Source organism: Oscillospiraceae bacterium, from assembly GCA_035380125.1.
Lineage (GTDB): Bacteria > Bacillota > Clostridia > Oscillospirales > JAKOTC01 > DAOPZJ01.
Genome location: DAOSWV010000001.1, coordinates 1 through 22,657, shown reverse-complemented (window position 1 = coordinate 22,657; position 22,657 = coordinate 1). Strand labels below are relative to the sequence as shown.

At 47.8% G+C, this 22,657-nt stretch carries 17 protein-coding genes; 8 read left to right on the top strand and 9 right to left on the bottom strand.

Going from position 1 to position 22,657, the window contains the following annotated elements; all coding sequences use genetic code 11:
• Window positions 1-319: 319 nt before the first annotated feature.
• Together PK629_00085 and PK629_00080 are read left to right on the top strand one after the other, a co-directional pair.
• On the top strand, window positions 320-1,453 hold the full coding sequence (locus PK629_00085; GenBank protein ID HOP09872.1) for a glycoside hydrolase family 27 protein: 1,134 nt from the start codon (window positions 320-322) through the stop codon (window positions 1,451-1,453).
• Window positions 1,450-1,641: a hypothetical protein gene (locus PK629_00080; GenBank protein ID HOP09871.1), complete on the top strand. Its 192-nt coding sequence runs from the start codon at window positions 1,450-1,452 to the stop codon at window positions 1,639-1,641. The genes PK629_00085 and PK629_00080 overlap by 4 nt, the downstream gene beginning before the upstream one ends.
• A gap of 304 nt (window positions 1,642-1,945) precedes the next feature.
• Here the strand turns inward: PK629_00080 and PK629_00075 are convergent, their stop codons facing one another.
• Window positions 1,946-4,288 carry a glycoside hydrolase family 2 TIM barrel-domain containing protein gene (locus PK629_00075; protein ID HOP09870.1) on the bottom strand — a complete coding sequence of 781 codons (2,343 nt, stop codon included), beginning with the start codon at window positions 4,286-4,288 and terminating at the stop codon, window positions 1,946-1,948.
• A 663-nt stretch (window positions 4,289-4,951) separates the two neighbouring features.
• Between PK629_00075 and PK629_00070 the strand changes: the two genes are divergently transcribed.
• Together PK629_00070 and PK629_00065 are read left to right on the top strand one after the other, a co-directional pair.
• Window positions 4,952-5,917, top strand: a complete 966-nt coding sequence (locus PK629_00070) for a helix-turn-helix transcriptional regulator (protein ID HOP09869.1) — start codon at window positions 4,952-4,954, stop codon at window positions 5,915-5,917.
• A gap of 168 nt (window positions 5,918-6,085) precedes the next feature.
• Entirely contained in the window at window positions 6,086-6,886 is an 801-nt protein-coding gene (locus tag PK629_00065; protein ID HOP09868.1) for a zinc dependent phospholipase C family protein, read from the top strand.
• A gap of 96 nt (window positions 6,887-6,982) precedes the next feature.
• On the opposite strand, the gene PK629_00060 is transcribed toward PK629_00065, so the two are convergent.
• Entirely contained in the window at window positions 6,983-8,638 is a 1,656-nt protein-coding gene (locus tag PK629_00060; protein ID HOP09867.1) for a hypothetical protein, read from the bottom strand.
• Between the two features lie 555 nt (window positions 8,639-9,193).
• Between PK629_00060 and mutY the strand changes: the two genes are divergently transcribed.
• Window positions 9,194-10,246 (top strand): A/G-specific adenine glycosylase, encoded by a 1,053-nt coding sequence (gene mutY / locus PK629_00055; protein HOP09866.1) that lies wholly within the window; start codon window positions 9,194-9,196, stop codon window positions 10,244-10,246.
• Here the strand turns inward: mutY and eno are convergent.
• The gene (gene eno, locus PK629_00050; protein ID HOP09865.1) at window positions 10,239-11,525 is read right to left on the bottom strand and encodes a phosphopyruvate hydratase; all 1,287 of its coding nucleotides are present in this window, start codon (window positions 11,523-11,525) and stop codon (window positions 10,239-10,241) included. The two genes, mutY and eno, sit on opposite strands and share 8 nt — an antisense overlap.
• A gap of 187 nt (window positions 11,526-11,712) precedes the next feature.
• Here eno and PK629_00045 point away from each other — a divergent pair, with 187 nt between their 5' ends.
• The 3 genes from PK629_00045 (at window position 11,713) to PK629_00035 (ending at window position 16,643) form a co-directional block, all read left to right on the top strand.
• Window positions 11,713-13,974, top strand: a complete 2,262-nt coding sequence (locus PK629_00045; GenBank protein ID HOP09864.1) for a diguanylate cyclase — start codon at window positions 11,713-11,715, stop codon at window positions 13,972-13,974.
• Window positions 13,975-14,189: 215 nt separating this feature from the next.
• The gene (locus PK629_00040; GenBank protein ID HOP09863.1) at window positions 14,190-15,608 is read left to right on the top strand and encodes a helix-turn-helix transcriptional regulator; all 1,419 of its coding nucleotides are present in this window, start codon (window positions 14,190-14,192) and stop codon (window positions 15,606-15,608) included.
• A gap of 174 nt (window positions 15,609-15,782) precedes the next feature.
• Window positions 15,783-16,643: a hypothetical protein gene (locus PK629_00035; GenBank protein ID HOP09862.1), complete on the top strand. Its 861-nt coding sequence runs from the start codon at window positions 15,783-15,785 to the stop codon at window positions 16,641-16,643.
• Between the two features lie 495 nt (window positions 16,644-17,138).
• Here PK629_00035 and PK629_00030 read toward each other — a convergent pair whose 3' ends face one another.
• From PK629_00030 to PK629_00005, 6 genes are all read right to left on the bottom strand, one after another.
• Window positions 17,139-17,474, bottom strand: a complete 336-nt coding sequence (locus PK629_00030) for a hypothetical protein (protein HOP09861.1) — start codon at window positions 17,472-17,474, stop codon at window positions 17,139-17,141.
• Window positions 17,464-19,725, bottom strand: a complete 2,262-nt coding sequence (locus tag PK629_00025) for a hypothetical protein (GenBank protein ID HOP09860.1) — start codon at window positions 19,723-19,725, stop codon at window positions 17,464-17,466. The genes PK629_00030 and PK629_00025 overlap by 11 nt, the downstream gene beginning before the upstream one ends.
• Before the next feature lie 280 nt (window positions 19,726-20,005).
• Window positions 20,006-20,389 (bottom strand): SMI1/KNR4 family protein, encoded by a 384-nt coding sequence (locus PK629_00020; protein HOP09859.1) that lies wholly within the window; start codon window positions 20,387-20,389, stop codon window positions 20,006-20,008.
• Window positions 20,379-21,098: a hypothetical protein gene (locus PK629_00015; GenBank protein HOP09858.1), complete on the bottom strand. Its 720-nt coding sequence runs from the start codon at window positions 21,096-21,098 to the stop codon at window positions 20,379-20,381. The genes PK629_00020 and PK629_00015 overlap by 11 nt, the downstream gene beginning before the upstream one ends.
• Before the next feature lie 164 nt (window positions 21,099-21,262).
• Entirely contained in the window at window positions 21,263-21,688 is a 426-nt protein-coding gene (locus tag PK629_00010; GenBank protein HOP09857.1) for a hypothetical protein, read from the bottom strand.
• Window positions 21,689-21,700: 12 nt separating this feature from the next.
• The coding region (locus tag PK629_00005; GenBank protein HOP09856.1) for a hypothetical protein at window positions 21,701-22,657 on the bottom strand (957 nt) is incomplete at its 5' end.

The window sequence follows — 22,657 nt, the reverse complement described above, 5'->3', positions numbered from 1 at the left end:
AAAAACGCAATCAAACACCAGATTTATCCTTACCAATTCAGTGTTTCTACTACTTAATTTTCGTTGACCAATCTTTTTTATTCTGCTTTTGTATGATATAATAATGGACAATCCTCAAGGGGGTTATCGCATGTACATCAAAAACCGATATCTGTCGGCCATCTATAAAATTTTACTTGCCGCATCCGTTCATCGACGTGGATAATCTCGGCGTTTTGAAGGTTTCGCTGACGGTCAGTCCCTTTTTGTCAAACAGAAGCCAGTCTAGCAGTAAAATGAAAATGCATATCGTAAAAAATATAAGAAAGTTGGAACAATTATGCTTGCACAAAAAGCGCCTATGGGCTGGAATTCCTGGAACACCTTCACAAAAAACATCAACGAACATCTGATTATGGAGACCGCAGACGCAATGGTGGCGGAAGGACTGCTTGACGCGGGCTATGAATATTTGGTCATCGACGACTGCTGGAGCTGCAGAGAACGCGACGCTGACGGAAATCTGGTCGCAGACCCCGAAAAGTTCCCCCACGGAATGAAATTCGTGGCCGACTACGTCCATTCGAAGGGTTTAAAATTCGGGATGTATACCTGCTGCGGCGTCATGACCTGCGCGGGTTATCCGGGCAGTTTCGGTCATGAATTTCAGGACGCGGAATATTTTGCGGGCGTGGGCATCGACTTGCTGAAATACGATAACTGCTACCACCCCAGTATGCCCAACAAGCTCTCCTATTCGCGTATGTCCATGGCGCTGCGCTCCACAGGGCGCCCGATTCTGTTTTCCGCCTGCAACTGGGGCGTAGAAGACGTCTGGAGCTGGGCGCGTTCGGTCGGTGCGCATATGTACCGCTCTACCGGAGATATCACCGACACATTTGCTTCCATTCAAGAAATCTCTAACGGGCAGAAAGACAAGCTCTGTTATTCGGCGCCCGGCTGCTTTAACGACGTGGATATGCTGGTGACCGGGCTGCGCGGAAGCGGCAACATCGGTTTCGGCAAGGGCTGCACCGATGCGCAGTATCGCTACCATTTTGCGATGTGGTGCATGTTTTCCGCGCCGCTTATGCTGGGCTGCGATGTTCGTAAGCTGACGCCGGAAAACAAGGCGCTTATCACCAACAAGGCGCTTATTGAGATCTGCCGCGACAAGGACGCCCGCCCGCCGATATTCGTGGAGGACAACCACGGCATCTATGACAACACCATCTGCTTTAAATATCTCTCCGACGGCGACTACGCTGTGGCCATGTTCAACGTCCATGACGACGAAAAGACCGCCATCCTGCCCTATTATGAAATCGGGCTTGACCCGCTGTGCGGCATGGCGTTCGATTTCACCGATCTGATCTCGGGCGAACACATCGGCGTCAAAAAGGATTTCGCGCTGTTCCATGTTCCCGCCGGGGACTGCAGAATATTCCGCGCAAAACTGGTAAAAGCGGAATGACCCGCTGCTTTGCCTGCCAAAAGGAACTGACCGCCGATGAAACTGCGCTCTACAGGCGGCTGGTGAACCGCAGCGCAAAGGAATTTCTCTGCTACGCCTGCCTTGCCGCAAAATTCAATGTGAGTGAGGCGGAACTGCGCCGGAAAGTTGAAGATTTTAAAAAAAGCGGCTGCACCCTGTTTTCATAAAAACGATAAACAAAACCGGCGGAACGGGTTTCCCGTTCCGCCTGATCTTTGTAGGGAAGGGTCTTGACCCTTCCGAGCAGGCGCGTTCCACCGATGGAACGCGCCCGCGTAATATCTGCGGGAACACAAAGTTGTATTGAATGGATTAGGCAAAGACAGCAAACCTTTGGTGAACCCGATTCGGGTCGAACCGGGTTCACGCGGAAAGGTCAAGACCTTTCCCTACAAGAACTGCGGCTGAAACAGCTGCGGCTGTACAACAGCGGCGGAAGGGTTCACCCGTTCCGCAGGTTCTATTCGGCCTTTAAACCGTAATTTCCCCGCATAAACCCTCGTCTGTGACAACCGAAACGGTGATCGGGCCGTTTGTTTCCTCTGTAAAGCAGGCCACACAGCAGCCGTGATATAAAGCCCGGCAGGCAGACGCATACGGCGTATGGTCGGTGAGGTCACCGTTGTCCGTGCCCAGCAAAGAAAGCCCCTCTCCTGCGTGGAAAGTAATTTTCTGCTCACACCGGTAACAGGGCGTTCCCTGCTCATCCGCAGCCAACGCCTCCACCCGAATAATTGGGGTACCGTCCCCGTCTTCATAGGCCTTGGCGGCCAGTTGAATCCGCGTGGGCTCATCGGCGGTTTTGACGGTCTGTCGGCACACCTCCTGCCCGGCATTGAAACCCACTGCCGTGATTTCACCCTTTGCCCAGGGGATAAAAAATTCCATAAAACCGCCCGGGAATTCGTCTATTCGGCGGCGCAGCAGCGGAGTCTCGCCTTGACGAATCTCCGCCTCCTCGCAGTTGGTAAACACATTCATCCGCACGCAAGTGGCGTCCAGATGCTCAAAGTTCCATCCCTCGGCCCATTTGGGGCTGCTCCAGGGACCGGGTTCCATGGGGTTTTTTAAGGTATCGTCGCAGACCGCCATAGCAATCATGGGTTCTTGCGACCACATGGAACGGGTCAGCTGGGCTTTTGCTTTCAGCTGCCCGGCGGTGTCGATCACCCCGCCCGACCAGCCCCGAACAGGCCAGCCCCCGCAGCCCACGGCCTCGCCCAGATAATCGATGCCCGCCCACATGAACTGACCGACCACATGATCTTTTTTGCAGTCCAGCCACGGGTTCACGGGCAGATAAGCGTCAAACCGTTTTGCCTGCCCCCGATAGAAGGGGAAGGTCTCGGTTCCCACGATCAGCGCGTCGGGCATCCGTTTATGATATTCGTCATACCACTGCTCTTGATAATTGCAGGAGATGAGGTCGATATAGGGAAGCATTTTTTCCACCAGTTCGGCCTTTTCGGCGGGGGAAAGCGCGTTTTGTGCCGGGTCGAAGGCGTGTGGCTCCATGGCGAAAGTGACCGGACGGGTGGGGTCTTTTTCCCTGACCCGATCGGTCAGCATTTTCAGCCGCCCGATCATGTCGTCGTGCCCTTGATGGTTGACCTCGTTTCCCACACTCCAAATTACCACCGAGGGGTGATTGCGGTCGCGGTCGATCGTCGCATCCAAATCGTTTTTCCAACAGGCGTCAAAAATCCGGCCGTACCGCAGGGTCTCCCATTTGTCAAAGGCCTCGTCCATCACCAAAAAGCCCATCTCATCGCAGAGGTCCAGCAGCTCGGCGGCAGGAGGATTGTGGCTGGTGCGGATGGCATTGCAGGAAATGGCTTTTAGTGCCTCCAACCGCTGGCGCGCCAACCCCTTGTGCCAGGCCGCTCCGGTCATGCCGAGATCATGATGGAGATTGACGCCTTTCAGTTTGACATTTTTGCCGTTTAAATAAAAGCCCTTGCCGGGGATCAGTACGGCGGTGCGGATGCCGAAACGTTGCTCAACACAATTCACGGCTTTCCCGTCCCGGCTCAGTGTGATTTTGCAGGTATACAGCGCCGGATCGGTGATATCCCAGCGACGGGGGTTCGGAATCGTCAGCTTGGCTTCTCCGGAAATGCAAGCCCCGGCAGATATGGCCAGAGTGATTTCCGTTGAAGCGCAAGTATTTCCGTTGGGGTCAATCAGTTGTATATTGATTGCGGCATTTTTATTTTCAGCAAAGTCGTTTTTCACTTGAACGGACACGGCGACAGTGGCCGAATCGTCGGAAATTTCCGGCGTGGTGACGGAAATCCCGAAGGGCTTGATGTGCAGTTTGTCTGTGACCGTCAAAGTGACCGGCCGGATGATGCCGCAGCCGGAATACCATCGGTCAGCCAGATGAGCGGGCGAGTTGTCCACCCGCAGGGCGACGTTTCCCGGCTTCACGGGAATTACAAAGGGGGTATAGCCATAGCTGTGCCGACCCACCTCGGTTCCGTTGTTGTATAAAGTGGATTCGTGAAACACCCCGTCAAAAGTCAGCCAGGCGGTCTGCTCTTCGGACAGGACAAAATCCAGTTTCCGGCGATACCACGCCACTCCCCAGCGCTCGTAAAAACCCTGCGCCGACGCAAACGTAAATTTAGGGTCGTCGTGGAGGGTATTCAAAGACAGCTGGACCTCGGCTTCCCGATGCACCAACGGGCGGGAGATCGCCCAGTCGTGGGGCACGGTTACCGCTTTAAAATCGGTTTCGTCCGACCCGACAGCGGATATGGGCAAGTCCTCGTCAAAAAAATCCCAATCTCTCAGGGTGTTTACAGTCCGCATGATCATACTCCTTTTCTTTTTAAAAAACGCTCAGCGCAAATAAAAAACGACAGCTGTGTTAATCCGCAATCATTATAAGGGTCACATACGAAAAAATCAAGGCGTGCAATGGGTGAAATCAAACCGGCGGAATGGGTTCACCAGTTCCGGCGAATCTTTGTAGGGAAGGGTCTTGACCCTTCCGAGCAAGCGCGTTCCGCCGGAGAAACGCGCTTGCGTAATACCTGCGGGAACGCGAAGTTATATTGAATGGATTAAGCAAAGGTAATTAACCTTTGGTGAACGCAATTCGGCCCGAATTGCGTTCACGCGGAAGGGTCAAGACCCTTCCCTACAGGAACACGAGTTGTTTACAACCCGCCGCGGGCGAACGCGTCGGGCCGTGACCCGTATCGCCCCTACACAGCACCGCTTCTATTTTTTTAAAAACCATGCTATAATTGAAAAAGATTACCCGATTTTTTGAAAAAGTTCGGGATTTTTGCAAAATGCAACTGTCGGTTGCGGCATTTTATAAGCCGGATTGATAGCATGTAACCCGCCGATTTGCTATTCTTTTATTGCGATGCGGCGGCTCCGGAAACCGCTGCATCAGGCGGCGCAGGACGATCCGAAGGCCTTCGGTCCAAGCCCGCACATGAAATAATAACAGGAGGATTTCACATGATCTTAGCGGATAAAATTTTGACCTTGCGCAAAAATAACGGCTGGTCGCAGGAAGATTTGGCCGAGAAACTCAACGTCTCCAGACAGTCCATCTCCAAGTGGGAGAGCGCCGCCGCCATTCCGGATATCAACCGGATTCTGGACATGGCGAAACTCTTCGGGGTGACGACCGATTATCTATTGAAAGACGACCTCGACACCGCCGTCTATTCCGACACCGACGATACCGCCGGAAAGCGCATCACGGTTCAGGAGATGAACGACTATCTGAAAGACAATCGGCAATTTGCCAAACGGACGGCTTGGGGTGTGCTGCTGAGCATTCTCTCTCCGATCGCCGTGATCGAACTTGCCGGCAATTCCGAAGCCATCGGCATCACGGAAAGCGCCGGCGCTGCCATAGGCGTTGCGGCATTGCTCTTGATCGTCGCCGCGGCAGTCGCACTGTTCATCATCAGCGGCACCTCCATGAGCCGCTATCATTATCTGCAAAACAACAATTTCGAACTGGAATACGGCGCGGAAGGCATCGTTCGGGAACGGCGCGACGCATTTTCCAAGACCCATACGGTAAGCATCGTCATCGGCGTGGCGCTGTGCATTTTATGCGCGCTGCCGCTGGTCGTCGCGGGTGCTTTGAACGCAGAAGAAAGTATTCTGATCGGACTTGTCGCCGTGCTGTTAGCTATCGTCTCGGTGGCGGCCTTCATGTTCGTTCGGGTCGGCGTAATTATGAACGGATACAACCGTCTGCTCTCCGAGGGCGATTATGCCAAACCGCAGCGCGAACAGGAGGAACAGCATGAAAAACTCGGCGGCATCTTTTGGCCGCTCGTGGTCGCCGTCTATCTGGTTTGGAGTTTCCTTTCCGGAAGATGGGGTATCACTTGGCTGATCTGGCCGGTCGCGGCATTCGTATTTGCCGCGCTGAAAGCCCTCATTTCCGCCGTAAAAAAGAAATAAAAGCGCATTTTAAACATCGGCAGGCCGGTTTTCCGGCCTGTTTTCGTTTGATAAAGGTTTTACATTTGAGCGATGACGATTTTTACATACACCCGATACAATATAAGCAGGCCTTGATAAACGGCCGACCCCCATAACGAATCCAAACAACAAAGAAAGGTGTATTTTATGCCGGCTTGCATGGCGCATTACCAATTCGGCCAAGAGATGATAAAACGGCTCGATCCCGAACTGATGGCTGTGATCCACAACCACCGCCGGGAATACGAAATCGGCCTTCAGGGGCCGGACATCTTCTATTATTATAAAACCTACCGGCCCAACCGCGTCTTCCGCCACGGACTCAACTGCCACTCGCGCCCCGCGATTCAAATGTTCGCACCCATGTTTAAAGAAAACCGCGAAGGCGCCGCGCTGGCGTATCTGCTCGGCCTGATCTGCCATTACGCGCTCGACCGCAGCTGCCATCCTTATGTGTACGGAAACAGCCGGGGGCTCGGCGACCACTTTAAAATCGAATCCGCGTTTGATTGTTACATCATAAAAAATCGCAGCCTGAAAGCAGAGCGTTTCGAGTGCTTCCCGATTTCCGATCTCGATTATGCGGCGCTGGCCTCTCTGTGGCCGGGGATCCCCGAAAAAGCCATTAAAAAATCCATTCGGGCGCAGCGGTTTTGCACCCGCCTGATTGACCGCAGAAACATCGTGCGCGCCTTTGAAACAGGTTCGCATAAAAATCCGCAGGACCTCGCGGACAAAAAGCAGGAAGCGCATACCGCAGCTTTGGAAATGCTGTATCAAAAGGCGCTCCTCGATTGTCCGCTGCTGGTGAAAAGCGCTGTCAGCGCGATGCGGGCGAATACGGAATACTGTGTGGGCTTTCATCTGAATCACGAGGGCGTCGATCCGAGCGCCCGCCGCGAACTGATCCCCGCAGACTGCAGCATTGCCGATTCCCCTGCAGGATAATACTTACCAACCACTTCTCTTACCCATCATACCCCTCCCGCAAGACAAAAAATCCGACCGCGGCAGCAGTCGGATTTTTTGGTTTTAAAATATTTATTAATCCTCGATATGTTCGATCGGCTCGATGGTGAATTCGCGTTCAAACGGAGTCAATGCGTTAAAAAAGAGGTTGTATTTCGAACCGGAGACCGGCACCGAACCGAACAGCCCTTCGGTGATGAAGGTCTCGGCGAATGCCGGGCCGATTTTCACGCCGCTCGTACCCATCTCCACCTTGACATAACCCTTGGAGGCGACCAGTTTCCCGCCGGCATTGGCGCGGATCGTATAGCCGTCGCCGAAGATGACCGCATTGGGGTTCACGCCCATCTCGAAACGCACGGGAACTTTGGTGCAGCCGTCCATCTTCATGCGGATGGCAAAACCCTTTTCGGTGCGTTTGACCTCCAAAGCCGCATCGACCGTGATCGGGCCGGTGGTATCACGCTTGGAGCGGTCCATTTTGTTAAAGTCGCTGGTGCCCTGATATTCTTTATACGGCAGGTAATAAGTACCCTCGCCGTGGTAGTCCATGATATAGCCATCGGCGGTCTTGCGGATATTTTGCACCTTGATATGCCGCTCGTTGAAGAAGTGGATGCCGCCCCGGATATACATATCCACCTCTCCGGACTGCAGGAAGAAAAACGTCTCGTTGTTTTCCATGATCGACACGGTCATGCCGTTGTGCGCCATGCGAACAATACCCGAATCCTTGAAATGATAATCGTATTCGACGGGCATCGCGGGTGCGATGTCGGGGATTTCGACGAGTTCCGGTTCAGTCATCATTTCGGTCAGGCCGACCTGGAAATTGCGTCCGTGACTCAAGCAGTCGTCGATGACCGCACGGGCCATTCCGAGCAGTTCATCGTCTTTGAGCAGATGCCCGGCTTTGAGATACTGATAGATGTATTTGTCGGCGTAGACCGTGGTTCCCTTATCCTGACGCGTGGAGTTCTGGGTAAAAATTTCGTAATTGGTATGGTAATAGGCGGCCATCATCTTGAGGTTGCGGCGCACCGGTTCGAGCAGTTCGGGTTTATTAAGTTCTTCGGCCAGAATCAGCATCGCCATGTTGTTGACATAGTTATAGCCACCGGTGGAGCGTTCGGTGTATTCGCCGTACTCGTTGCAGTCGATGCCCTCGTTTAAAAAGGCGTTAATGCGATTAAGGTATTCCTTTTTGCCGGTGATGTTCATTGCAAGCGACAGCGCCGCCGACTCGACCCAGCGGTGATTGGGCGTATGGAAGCCGCCGGTGAAGATACCGTCCGCGAGTTTGGAAAGCGCGTCGTAAAGCCGCTTTTTCAGTTCTTCGCCGCGTGCGCCCTCGTCGCGGTTCTTGATGAAATTATAGGTTTTGCACAGCCCGATATTAGTGAACGACGTATCGGGTGCGGAATAAAAGTTGGCGACGTGATAGTCGATGACGCCCGACGGGCGCAGGTTGTCATATAAAAACGTGAACAGCAGGTCGGCGGCGTTATAGGCCTCGTCGCTTTGATAAAATTTGCTCTCGGGGCAGAAATAGAGCATGATCGCGGTACTGACCGAACCGCCCGCGCCATAAGGCACGATACCGAAATCCTTGCTCAGATAGCCGCCGCGCTGCCAATCGGTCGTCCGAATCATCTGGTTGCGGAGCAGATTGTCAAAAGCCCTGTCGGAATTTTCGACGGCTGTTTTGTAAAGATCGATGGTGTATTTCATAAAATCCTCCCACGCATGATTGCGTTGCTTCATTTCATTATATAATGACTGCTGAACTTGTATGGGTGGGGATTCGTCCCCCGAAGTCCCGCCCAAGCAGGCATGTATACAATGCATTGAACTGAAAATGCTTTGAAAAAGTGTTTTTCATATAAAACCAATGGTTTTATAAAATCGTTGCGCACAACGATTTATTCTAATAAGCATTATAACAACCTATCTCAAAATGGCAACCCCAAAATAAGATTTTATGATTAAATTTGTCATTGTAGGGGCGATTCGTAATCGCCCGAAGGTTTTATCCGGTTTGCTGGCATTGAAGCAGGCCGCGCCTGTGGCGCCCCTACCGTGGAATAACATCAATCCATCCCCGTCTTTGCGAGCGAAGCGCGGCGACGAAGCAATCCAGGAATGAGGTTAACGGGTTGCAGTGGGTATTCGGGCGCTTGTACTCCGGATTGCCGCGCTTCGCTCGCAAAGACGGAGTTAATTTCCCAGTTTCATGTTGTTCGAGAACCTGATATAATGGATTTATCAATTCCCGGAGGTATTCGGATGGATAAAAGCAATCAATTCAATAGCCTCGGCGGCATTGTGAAACCGCTGCTCGATTGGTACGGCCAAAATGCCCGTATTCTGCCGTGGCGCGAAAACACCGATCCCTACCGCGTGTGGGTGTCGGAGATTATGCTGCAGCAGACCCGCGTCGAGACCGTGATTCCCTATTATAATCGTTTTATAACCGCTCTGCCGGATATCAAGGCGCTGGCTGAAGCGAATGAACAGATATTGCTCAAACTCTGGGAGGGCTTGGGGTATTATTCCCGCGTGCGCAATCTGCAAAAGGCCGCGCAGAAGATTATGACCGAATTTAACGGGCAATTCCCCGACGAGTTTAATGATATTTTGTCGCTGCCCGGGATCGGAACCTATACGGCGGGGGCGATTTCTTCAATTTGCTTTGAAAAACCCGTTCCGGCGGTGGACGGGAATGTGCTGCGCGTGCTGTCTCGGTTGTTGGGCAGTGAAGCTGATATCGCACTGCCGGAAGTCAAGGCGGAATTCACCGAATTATTGAGACAGATTTACCCCAAAAACCATTGCGGGGATTTTACGCAGTCATTGATGGAACTCGGTGCGATCATTTGTTTGCCCAACGGCATGCCGAACTGCATGCTCTGCCCGCTCGCCGCTCTTTGCGAAGCCAACCGAAGCGGAAGACAAGCGGAACTTCCGATTAAAAGCAAAAAGACGCCCCGCAAAAAAGAACAGATGACCGTCTTTTTGCTGTTATGCGGGGACAAAATCGCCCTGCAAAAACGACCGCAAGGGGTTTTACTCGGCGGGTTATGGGAATTCCCGAACGCACCCGGGCATCTGACCGCGGAACAGGCAAAAGGGATTTTGGCGCAATGGAAAATCGCGGCCGCCTCGATTTCCGAGGGACCGCGCAAAAAGCATATTTTCACCCATATCGAATGGGAAATGACGAGTTATCTGGTTTCCTGCGAAACCACACCTGAGATTTTTACTTGGGTGACGAGGGAACAATTAACCAAAGACCTTGCCCTGCCCTCGGCGTTTCAGGGGTATTTAAACTCTATTTGACGTGAAACGCACCTCTGCCGAGATAGTTCGCGCTGTCGCCCAATTCCGCTTCGATTTTGAGCAGGCGGTTGTATTTCGCGGTGCGCTCGCCTCTGCTCGGTGCGCCGGTCTTGATAAAACCGCAGTTGGACGCGACGGCCAAATCTGCGATGGTGGCGTCCGAGGTCTCGCCCGAACGGTGGGAAACCACGGCGGTATAATTCGCCCGCTGCGCCATTTTGATGGCTTCGATGGTCTCGGACACGCTGCCGATCTGATTCAATTTGATCAAAATCGAATTGGCGCAGCCCGACTGAATACCCTTATCGAGCCGCTCGGTGTTGGTGACAAACAAGTCGTCGCCGACCAGCTGCACTTTTTTACCCAGCGTCGCGGTGATGTTCTTCCAGCCGTCCCAATCCTCCTCGTCGAGCGGGTCTTCGAGGGACAAAATTGGATATTTGCCGCAGAGGTCTTCCCAGTATTTGATTAATTCATCCGAAGTGTACTTTTTGCCGCTCTTGGGTTGCAAATAGCACCCGTCGCCTTTCCACTCGCTCGCGGCGGCGTCGATGGCCAGCACAAAATCCTTGCCCGGCGCATACCTGCAACTCTCAACAGCAGCCAAAATCAATTCAATCGCTTCTTTTTCGCTGCCGAGATTGGGTGCGAAACCGCCCTCGTCACCGACCGAAGTCGAAAGCCCCTTGCCTTTCAGCTCTTTGGCGAGCGCGTGAAAAACCTCGGCGCACTGCCGCAGGCCCTCTTTGAAACAGCATGCCCCGACCGGCATGACCATAAATTCCTGCACATCGATATTGTTGGCTGCGTGCGCGCCGCCGTTGAGGATGTTCATCATCGGCACGGGCAGCGTGTTTGCAAAAACCCCGCCCAAAAACCGGAACAACGGAATGCCCAACGCCTTTGCCGCTGCTTTAGCAGAAGCAATGGAGACGGCCAAAATCGCATTCGCGCCCAGCTTGCTCTTGTCTTTTGTGCCGTCGGCTTTCATCATCACCTTATCGAGCGCATAGGTATCCGCGGCGTCCATTCCGTAAAGCGTTTTATTGATGATCCCGTTGATATTTGCGACGGCTTTCAAGGTGCCCTTGCCGCCGTAGCGTTTTTTATCGCCGTCGCGCAGTTCAAGCGCTTCGAAGATGCCGGTAGAAGCGCCGCTCGGCACCGCGCCGACACCGACACTGCCGTCCTGCAAAGTCACTTCGGCCTCAACCGTCGGATTTCCTCGGGAATCAAGAATCTCCCGCCCGGTGATCTTTACTATTTTCAATGTGTCCATCTGAATTCCTCCTGTTCCAACACCCTAGTTTTCCGTCTGTTTGTATCAATTATACCACCTTTGTCTTGATTGTTCAATCTCTTATATAACCATCTGCGGCTTGAATGATCACCGTTACTATGATATAATGAAAACAGAGATACATCGCCGAAAAATTTAAAATCCATTTTGGATGGGAGGAATCGTCATGGAAATCAAAAACAATGCGGGGGCTCCCGATAACAAATACATCGCCGAAAGCGAACAAATTCCGAACGGCAGCATAGCAAAGAAGACATCCGGAAATGATTTGCGTATTTATGAGAATTTCGGCCTTTTTTTCAATGCCTCATCAATAGGCCTTATCATCACCGATATCAACGGAAAAATCATCGCTTTCAATAAATCGGTTCATGACATATTCGGATTCGATATTAAATCATATAAAAATACAAATATCACGGAATTATACACGGATTCGGCTGACCGAAAGCGTCTTTTAAATATGCTCGCGATTTCAACGACCATACGGGATTTTGAAGTTAAAATCAAACACAAGAACGGAACTTCACGAGCGGTCTTAGCCAATATTGACGCCATCCAGTGGCAGGGCGAACAAATGCTGCTGACTTCTTTATACGATATTACCCAGTATAAACAAGTTCAAGATGAATCCGAAAGAGATTATCAAGCGCTTTTCAACAACGTCCCGGTCGGCATTACTGTCACCGATCTTCCGGGAAATTTAGTTCTGTTCAACAATTCGGCCAGGGACCTCCTGAAGTATGACAATGAAACACTCAGCGATATCCGCGCGCAGGATTTTTACTATTCTCAAAATGACAGATATAAATTACTGAACATCACAAAAAAACTGGGCAGCGCACGGGATTTTGAGACGAGATTCCGATGCGCGGACGGCAGCGTTGTTTCCGTTCTGCTGAATACCGATATTATCGAATTCAACGATCAAAAAAATATGCTGCTGACGTCCATTCGCAATATCTCTAATCTTAAACATATTGAAGATGAGCTGGCCAAGGAACGCGACTTTTCCAATGCCATTCTGAGCATTGCCGCAACCCTGTTTGTTGTACTGGACCGCAACGGAAAAGTCACCAGATTTAATCATGCATGTGAAAAGCTCTCCGGCTACTCTTTTTCCGAAGTAAAAGAGACCTATCTGTGGGATATCCCTTTTATTGAGCCAAAAATCACCCGTGAGCAACTCAATAAACTGCTCGCCGGAGGATATGCAGGCGCTTACGAAACCAATTTTATCTCAAAATCAAATGAAAAGCATTTAATTTCATGGACATTTGCGGCAATGCCGGACAGTGAAGAGCATATCAAATACATCATTGCAACCGGTATTGACATCACAAAATCCAGACATGATGAGGAAGAACTGCATCAGGCTAACAGCCAACTGGCATCAAGGGTTTACGAACTTCAGGAACGAACCGAAGAGATGAATCTGTTGAATGAGATGGGCGAACAGCTTCAAATCTGTCAAAATACCGAAGAGGCCTGTGCGATCAGCGTTCAATATGTCAAACGAATTTGCCCGTCCAGCCACGGCGCTTTATACCTGATAAAAGATTCCGGTAATCTTGCCGAAGCCATACAAAAGTGGGGCGAACCTTCAAACACCCAGGAGATTTTTGCGCCTTTGAATTGCTGGGCCATTCGGCGCGGACGTCAGCATCTTGTTGACGACAACCATCCCGGACTGCTTTGCACGCACATTACGGGTCCGCAATCCGGCCGATATGTATGCATTCCTCTGCTGGCAAACGGTGAAACCATCGGAATACTGCATTTAAACGATTTCAGTAAGCCTATACAGGAATTATCAGCACCGAATGAGACCTGTAATGATCACAAATTCCAAATGGTCACCACCATCGCGGAACATACTGCGCTTGCTCTTTCGAATTTAAAATTGAAAGAAACACTCCGTCAGCAATCAATCCGCGATGCCCTTACGGGTTTGTTTAACAGGCGCTACATGGAGGAGTCTCTTGAAAGAGAACTGCGCCGAGCCATGCGTAACAATAAAACCGTGGGCGTGATCATGATCGATATAGACCATTTCAAGAACTTCAACGATGCTTTCGGACATGACGGCGGAGATGCTTTACTACGGGAACTGGGTGTATTATTGAAACAGGCTCTTCGCGGCGGAGATATTGTCTGCCGATACGGCGGCGAAGAGTTTGTGATGGTGCTGCCCGAAATCGCTTTGGAAGACGCCAAAAAACGCGCTGAAGAAGTGCGCCAGGGCATTAAAAATCTTTCGGTCTATCATCTCGGAAAGCCGCTTGACAAATGCACGGTCTCACTCGGGGTCGCTGTCTTTCCGGAAAACGGCAACACCGCCGAGACCATTTTGAAAGCGGCGGATAATGCCCTCTACCGGGCTAAAAATGAGGGACGTGACCGCGTCGTGGCCGCGGAAACGGCCTAATGAATATTGATCCAAACAAAGTTGTCAAGTTCCAAAATAAACTGCGACTCTTCGCTTGCGAACAGATAAAATGATTGCCGGTCGTCCGCTTTTTTAGAGCGGACGGGGCGGTCTTTTTAATTTGACCTAACTTTTATAAAGCTACTCGATTTTTCGTTACATTGTGCTGAAAATATGTTATAATTATAAAAGATTATCTTATGAAAGGCAGACGCATGGAGACGAAAAATCATTTTACGATGAAAGCCATTGCAAAAGAGCGTATCCCCTTTTTGATCGGCTGGATCATTATGTTTATTTGGCTTTATTCCTACTTTCTGCCCTTCGGGGGATTTCGCTTTGAAAGCGATCTTTATAACAATAAGGTCGGCAGCAACCTGATTTTCACAACTGTTTGGCTACTTTCCGGCGCGTTGTTCGCACTATTCATCAACGGAAAAAATTATTCACGCCTGACCTTGTACAGCGTTTCGATCGCTATTTTGGGATTCGTATCGCTGCGTTTCACAGCGGCGGGCATCATCTCCGACATGATTATGATTGTCAGCACCGTGGCAATCGGATATCTTTTCACCTCATACTGTTATGCATTTTTCATGATATTGAACAATGCCGAAAAATTTTACTCCATGCTGCTGGCGGTATTCATTCCTAAACTGTTTATGGTGATGAAACCCCTGTTGAACGATCCCGATATCGAAACAGACGGCTCTAATATCATCATTCTGATTTTATTGCTGATTTTATTCGGCTGCGCGTTTTTCAACCGTAATAGCACCGTTCCCATCCCGCCGAAAGAGGACCGGAAACCGCCTTCGAAGGCGTATACGCTGATGCTGCTGGTGTTCGCCGTGGTTGCTCTGAACGATGTGATCGCTCCCGCGATAATCAAAAGCATCCATGAAAAGCAGAATATTCCTTTTGAACCCTTCTATTTTACGGGGGTTATTTTGGGGATTATAATTATCGTTATCTTTCAAATTATCCGAAAAACAGAACTGTATCATATATTAAATCTCTCTTTTGCTTTTGCAGCGCTGGGTTTCGTGTCAAGCGCATTAAGCATTTCAAATACATTCTACGCCTTCGTTTCCTTCTTGTTTTTCGGTTTATCCTACACCCTGGGGTTTGTAAATATTTATTATCTGGCCGGTTTTATGGCAAAAAAATTCCGCAGCATCGTCTTTTACAGAACGGGAATCGTCCTCTCTTCCGCTTTTTATTTAACCGCTATCTTTACGACAAATTTGATCGAAAAACTGAGTCATGATTATTTTAACGACGTCATCGCTTTCTCCGCTTTCACTTCCGTCATAATTCTGATTACATTTTTATTTTCAACACCGTTTTTTATCAAACACCTGAGTTCTCGGGAATGGATGGATGATACATACAGAATCGATATCACCCATGAGACCCGTTTGGGCGCCAAATTGAAGGATTACAATTTATCTCCCCGCGAAATCGAGGCCTGCGAAAAGCTTTTAGATGGTTTTACCTTAAGACAAATCAGTGCGATCATGGGTATTTCTTTTTCCACCGTCAACACCTACTGCAACAGTATTTATAAAAAATTGAATATCAACAGCCGAACGGAATTACTCGTCATGTTTCAGGAATATAGTCAAAAATAGCCTCACAAAGCCGTTTTTACCCCTATCATTAATTTTAATGATAGGGGTTTTTCGATAGTTTTATCGACTTGAATTCCGTTCCATTGACGGTATGATAAAAATAATGATGTCAGGGGAAATAAAAAACACAAGCCCCCGACAAGTTTAATGAAACACATCGGAGGAAACTATATCATGAAAAGAATCACTCTTATCACCTTGATTCTGATGCTTGCGATCGCCCTTCTTTTATCGGGATGCAGCTTCGGAAAACCCCAAACTGAGGGCATTAAGACAAGCGAAGGCGAAATCCTTGTCGGAGAACAATTAGAATGGCCCGGCAGCAGCATGGGCGGATTAAGTAAACCCAATGCCACCATCACCAGTATCATCAAGGACAATGATACTGAAAACTGTACCGTGTCTTTTTCAGCCATGAGCAGTGAGACGGCAGCGCAATATATTGAGAATTTGAAGCAACAGGGCTATCTGGCAGTCATTGACGTCAGTGATACAGATGGGCTCTTTTATTCCGGAGCGAATGCTGCCGGCGTTTGTGTTTTGTTCACCTATACCAATTCTTCTCAGGAGGGTATTATCTCCTATACACCCAGTCAAGGGAGTGTTCCCTCTCAGGTAAGCACAGCCGGCCAGACAGGTGTGTCTTCCCAGGAAACCACATCGAATCAAACGGGCGTCACCGAATCGGTCGACAGCTCTTCCGAAGATGAAGTGCCTATTGATATGACAGACGTATCTCCGTGGCCGGATGGATTCCTCGACGGAGTGACGGAACTGGCGGGGAAAATCATGAATGTTTACAACCAGAATGATGAGAACATAACCGTTGAGCTTTTCTATGTGGAAAAATCCGATTTTGAGGCGTATGTCAGTACTCTGAAGCAAAACGGTTATACCGTCGACGTGGATGAAGGCAAAGATTCGTATTCATATGATTTCAGGGCATATAACGAAAACGGGGATTATGTAAACGCTTATATGTATTATGAAAGCAAAACCGCGACGGTCTATATGGAAAAAGCCGTAAACGAATAATAAGCACCCCCTTTCATATTTAAATGCAGGGCCTTTCACCTATCCGGCGAAAGGCCCTGCATTTATTATTTATGGCTCTTCCGTGGTATCTGTGAATTCGATCCAAACGGCGCCAGTTTCGCTTCCAATTCAACATTAACTTCGCCGGTTGATTGCTTAACCGTGGCTGTGCCCGATTTTTCAGTGCTTAAACCTGACTGTGTTTCTGTTGTACCTGTCTCAATCGTTTTGGCAGCCGGATTAACCCCCTGCGAAGATTCCGCAGAAGTTGAACTTGATTTCGCGTCAGCTTGTCCCGCATTATACATGGTCTCGACCGATTCCGAGTAATTCCCGGCGGCAGCGTTTTCTCTTGTATTTCTTGAAATGTCCTCGCCTTTAACCCCTGCGTTGTATGCGTCTACAAGATCGGTATGCCAAATTCTCCTATTTAAAAATAAAAGCAGGGCAAAAACCCTGCTTAAATTTATAAATATAAAATGTTATCTCGCTGTTTTATCTCACAATCATATTTTTTGCCACTTCATCTAATACTTGGAAATTATGAAGCAAATTATCAGGCTTACTACTCTCAAAACCATCAAAAACCGTTTGTGTTGTTAGATCGTCTATCCATATATCACCATTTTTTGTCTCAATAAAAATTCCGATAATTGATCTATCATAGGTTATTGTTGCCTTAATTTTATTATAGATACTTATTGGTAGTTTAAATTCAGAATGCGGTGCATTTACTATTTCAATTTGTCCAATTTTGCAATCCTTTCCCCATATACGATTTGCATACTCCGATATCAACTCAATATTTTTTTTAGCTTCATCATCCAACATACCAAAATCCTCCATCATATTTCAAATTTTCATTGCTTAAATTCATTCGTTTTTTAATATACTTCCATTCTTGAAATAAAAACGATTTTCTATTTTCTAATGCTAATGGATTATGTGAAAACCTTATTGTTTTGCCAATAGCAATCGCATCGTTTAATGCCGGAACATTAAAATAAAGGAAAATATCACTATCTGTTAAATTATATATTCGTTTTATTTCATTCCACACATTCCCCAAACTGAAATATGAAGAATTTTTACCTGCTCTTTTTATATAAGACGTCGGTCCACCATCATCATATCGCCCTAAAGTCATAGATTTTGAATCTGCCCCGGGATTTTTTATTGATTTTTCTCTTAGTTGCTTGAACTCCTCAACAGGAATTTTTCCTCCGACTTTACCATCAATTATTTTGAAGCCATCAATGGTATCTTCTGCATTCCCATTATATCCCTCGCCTTGCCGACTGTCAATCCCGTTTTTACCATTATGCCCCTTAACAATCGCCGCAGCAGCCATGATTCTCTTGACAGAGTCACGGTCGAAATCGTTGGAAATGGCGCTGTCTTTTCCGGTTCTGGCATATTCTTCTGCTGCCGCACGTTCTGATGAACTCAATTTGAATGGTGCCAGTTGATTTTCTAATTCCGCATTTACCTCAGCGTTTGATTGTTCGGTTGAAGTCGTGCCAGTTTGTTCGGTGGTTGAACCTGACTTTGTTTCTGCCGCACTTGTAACAACTGTTTCAGCAGCCGGATTAACCCCCTGCGAACCTTCAACAGAAGAACTCGCATTCGACACACCAGTGGTAACCGACCCTTTGCTCGCGTCGGCTTGTCCCGCATTATACATGGCCTCGACCGAATCTGTGTAGTTCCCGGCAGCAGCATTGTCTCTTGTGTCCCTCGATATGTCCTCACCGTTCCGCCCTGCGTTGTATGCGTCTACAAGGTCGGTATGCCCAATACCCTCTTCGGCAAGTCCCGGGTTTGTTTCGGCGATGTCGCTCAGCGCCTGCGCTCCGGCCTCTCCCGCAGTCGGGTCGGCTTTCGCGGCATTCCCCGTTTGTCCCGCTGCGGTGCCCTGCCCTGTCACGGTGCCGGTGGGGTTCTTTTGGTTGTTTTGATTTGTTTCGGTTTTCGCCCTGTTCTGCGAATCGGTATTCTCCGCGGTGTTTGTTCTCGCGGAGTTTTCCGTGCCGCTTCCAATTCTTTTCCCTTCCGTTTTGATTTCCTCGGCCGCTTTTTCCGAATTCGACAATACGTCCGGATTGGTCTTGCTCATCTCCTCCGACACCCACGAAACCTCAACCGCCGCTTCTTTTAATACCTTCTTCGCCCCGGCCTTATCCCCCGACGAATCGGCTTTATAGAAATCCGTCAGCTGATCCAAAACTTTCTTCATGGCGGGATCGCTGAAGTCAACGCTGCCCGACATGTTTTGTGCTTCATTCCAAAACATTTGGGCGCTCAGCGTCCCGAGTTCCAAATCGACGTTCGTTCCCGCCGCGCGCTTGCTCTCGATCTGTAGGGCGTATTCCACCACTGCCCTGTTGGACGACTGCTTCGCTTTTTCGAGCAGATTGCTCATGTCGCTGTCCGAAGAGGTGATTTTCCCTCCGATTGCCTTGAGTTTTTCCGTGGAGATGAAAGCGTCCGCGGATGCTTTCACGACATCTCCCGTGCTTAAAATCATACCGGTGAATCCGCCGACCAGCGCATCGTGCAGCGCGTCCTGAAGCAAGGTGTCGGACGCGTCGTATTTTCCGGTGGCAATAGATTCTATCAGCGGGCTGAGCAGCGTCTGCAAACCCTCTTCGACAAACTCCGAGCCGAACTGGATCGCATACGAACCGATCGCCGTCAGCACCGCCCGTCCGGCCGACGATTTTAAAAGAGTTTGAGAGACCTCCCCCAAACTCTTTCTCAACACGGTGGATACGGAATATTTCCCCGCCAATTTGCTGATACCGCCGAGAACCTGCTCCATTCCCACTTCCGAAGCCGTATTGATTACCGCGTAAACGTATGCTTCCGAGTCGGAATATCCGTTGAGTTTTGCTTGATTTAAGGAGTTTCCGAATATGCTTGTTGCAAATGTGGTAAGCGTGACCGCTTTCGTGACAACCGCTGGAACCCCCGCAAAGGACATGAGGGTTGAAACAATAACCGGAACCGCATTATTCCCCACGCCGTATGTGGCGTCAAACCAAAATTCCTCTTTTTCGCTCATGCCTTCTTTGATCATCAAAAAAACAGACAACTCCTGTATAATTGGGGGTTGCCTATATTTCTTACAATTAATAGTTAATCCTGATAAGGATTTTTTTCAAGATTTCAATTAATTCTGATTTAGCTAATTTTTCATATTCTTTTCCTATCGTATTTAAATATTGTAATTCTTTTGAGAAGATTATTCTTCTTGAATCTTGATTTTCAGCTTGTCCGGCGTTGTACATCTAAAATACTAACTTCATATAAAAAATAAGCAGGGATTTTACCCTGCTATGGAAATAGATAATAACAATAATTTATTTATTAAACAGATATTCTATAAAACCATCGAAATCATTAGCGATTTCTTTAACTTCGTCGTCATCCATCCCGATAAAAGGAACTTCAATAAATTTTCCGTTTTTATTTATTCCATATGCTGTATCACCGCCATCAGAACCTATTAAAACAATATTTGATAAAAATTCGTCGACTGAATAATCGTTATTTGATTCTTCTATATTCTCAAAAGGCCACAATTGTAAATATGAATTTTCCCCAATACTTCCATTTAAGCCATGATAAAGGCTTAAAAACTCTTTATAACTTTCCGGAAGAATACTTGTTATTCCAATAAATTTTAAATTTTTAACTGCTTTCTTAGTTATTTTTTCGATGATCTCCTTAGTATTATCTTTCATTATTTGTCATTCCCTTCCTTGCTTTTAATATTCTGTTCCAATAGGTTGTATATTTTGCATGTTCTTTTGGAGTGAGGATTATTTTATTATTAATATCAATTGGGCTTCCACCGAATTTTACTGGATGTACTTCATGTATTTGTAAACCATCATATTGACTGTTATTCTTATGTAATTCTAAATTTGCGGCATTAGCTTGCTTTCTTGCTTCTATATATTCATCTCCATATATTATTCTAAAAGGTCCAAAAGGTTTATTTTCACTTGGGTATCCATCCCAGTCATCAATGTAGAAAAACTCCCCCTCCTTTTGTGATTCACCATTCCCATTATACCTCTCGCCCTGCCGACTGTCAATCCCGTTTTGGCCATTGTATTCCTTAATGATCTTCGCGGCATCCATGATTCGCTTAACAGAGTCACGGGCGAAATCGTTGGAAATGGCGCTGTCTTTTCCGGTTCTGGCATATTCCTCTGCGGCTGCTCGTTCTTCCGAACTCAATTTAAACGGTTCCAGTTTAGATTCCAGCTCAGCGTTAACCTCACCGGTTGATTGCTTAGTTGTGGTTGCGCCCGATTTTTCGGTGCTTAAACCTGACTTTATTTCTGTTGTACCTGTCTCAACCGTTTTGGCAGCTGGATTTACCTCCCGTGAACCTTCCGCAGAAGTTGCTCCTGTTTTGGCGTCCTCCAGCCCCGCATTATACATGGCCTCCACCGAATCTGTGTAATTCCCCGCAGAGGCATTCTCCTGTGCCTCTTGCTATTGCGTTAACAATGGAGGTAACACCCATTTTATGCGAACCCGCAGAATATATTAACATAAAAATAAAGTAAGGCGATTAGCCCTACTTTAAAATGATATATTTAAAACTATACTTTTTTATAATTTATACATTGAATTGCAACTAATTCATCTTCAAAAACATAGAATGAACAATTCGATGAATAATATTTTTTATTGGGCACTTTGTGTTTATTAAAAATAAGTATTAGCTGTGAATGATCGAATGAAATCTCAATAGGTTTTTCTTCAAGACTTATTTCAATTTTTGGTACTCCTTTAAAAATTTCTATGTTACTTCTTAAATTATTTTCTTTTGTTTCTACTGGGAATATGCATTCAATTTCACACGGTATTTTATTTTTGTCAATCCAAACCATACAACCCGTTGATTCTCTAAAAGGAATGCAGTCATCATTCATAGAACTAGATTCAATATTAAGAACCCTTGCAGATTGATCATATGTTGTTGAAAGATCCACTTCATCGGTTGAATATCCAATCACTTTAATCATGTTTTTCTCTCCTTATTTATTAAAACCAGCAGGCCATATGCCTACAATTTCATTAGTCAATGGATTTACGAAAACTGTTGTACCTGTTTTGGGATTGATATATTGAATACTACCAGGCGTTCCGGGAATTGGTTCGGTTTTTAATGCATCAATTATATCAGCAGGCATTATATCTTTTCTGCCAGATTTAAACATACTATTATAAGCATGTTCATTAAGTTTAAATTTCACCCCATCAACATCTATTCCTTCATTACGTATCTTATCAAAAGCAAATCTTCTTGTGGCTCTTATATTGGGATCACCATTTGCATTATAAATAGGATTACTGCCTGAAGAATCTTGACTATTATTATATCCCTCGCTTTTCCGGATGTCAACGCCATTTTTACTCTTGAACTCCTTAATAACCTCAGCGCCTTGCAGAATCTTTTGAACTGTCGCCTTATCAAAGTTGCCCGGAATCTGATTTAAATCCCCAGTCTTTGCTACCTTATCAGCGACCGCTCGCTGTTCATTTGTAAATCCGAACGATGCCAGTTTTTGTTCAAGCTCTGTGTTCACTTCACTGCCAGATTTTTCGGTTGTCGTTGTTCCCGATTGCTCTGTTTTTACAGTACTCGCTAGTTCGAAATTTTTACTGGTTTCAGTTTCAGATATGTTTGTGTTGCCCATCTCAGCAGCCGGATTAATCCCCTGCAAACTTTCCGCAGAAGCAGACCCCAAATCCGACACACCGGTGTCCACCGACCCCGTTTTCGCGTCAGCTTGTCCCGCATTATACATGGCCTCGACCGATTCCGAGTAGTTTCCCGCAGCAGCGTTTTCTCTGGTAGTCCTCGAAATGTCCTCACCGTTCAAACCTGCGTTGTATGCGTCTACAAGGTCGGTATGCCCAACCCCCATTCTCAGATAAAAATAAATATCCCCCGGTAAAACCGGGGGTTTTTCATAGACGGGCAAAGCCCT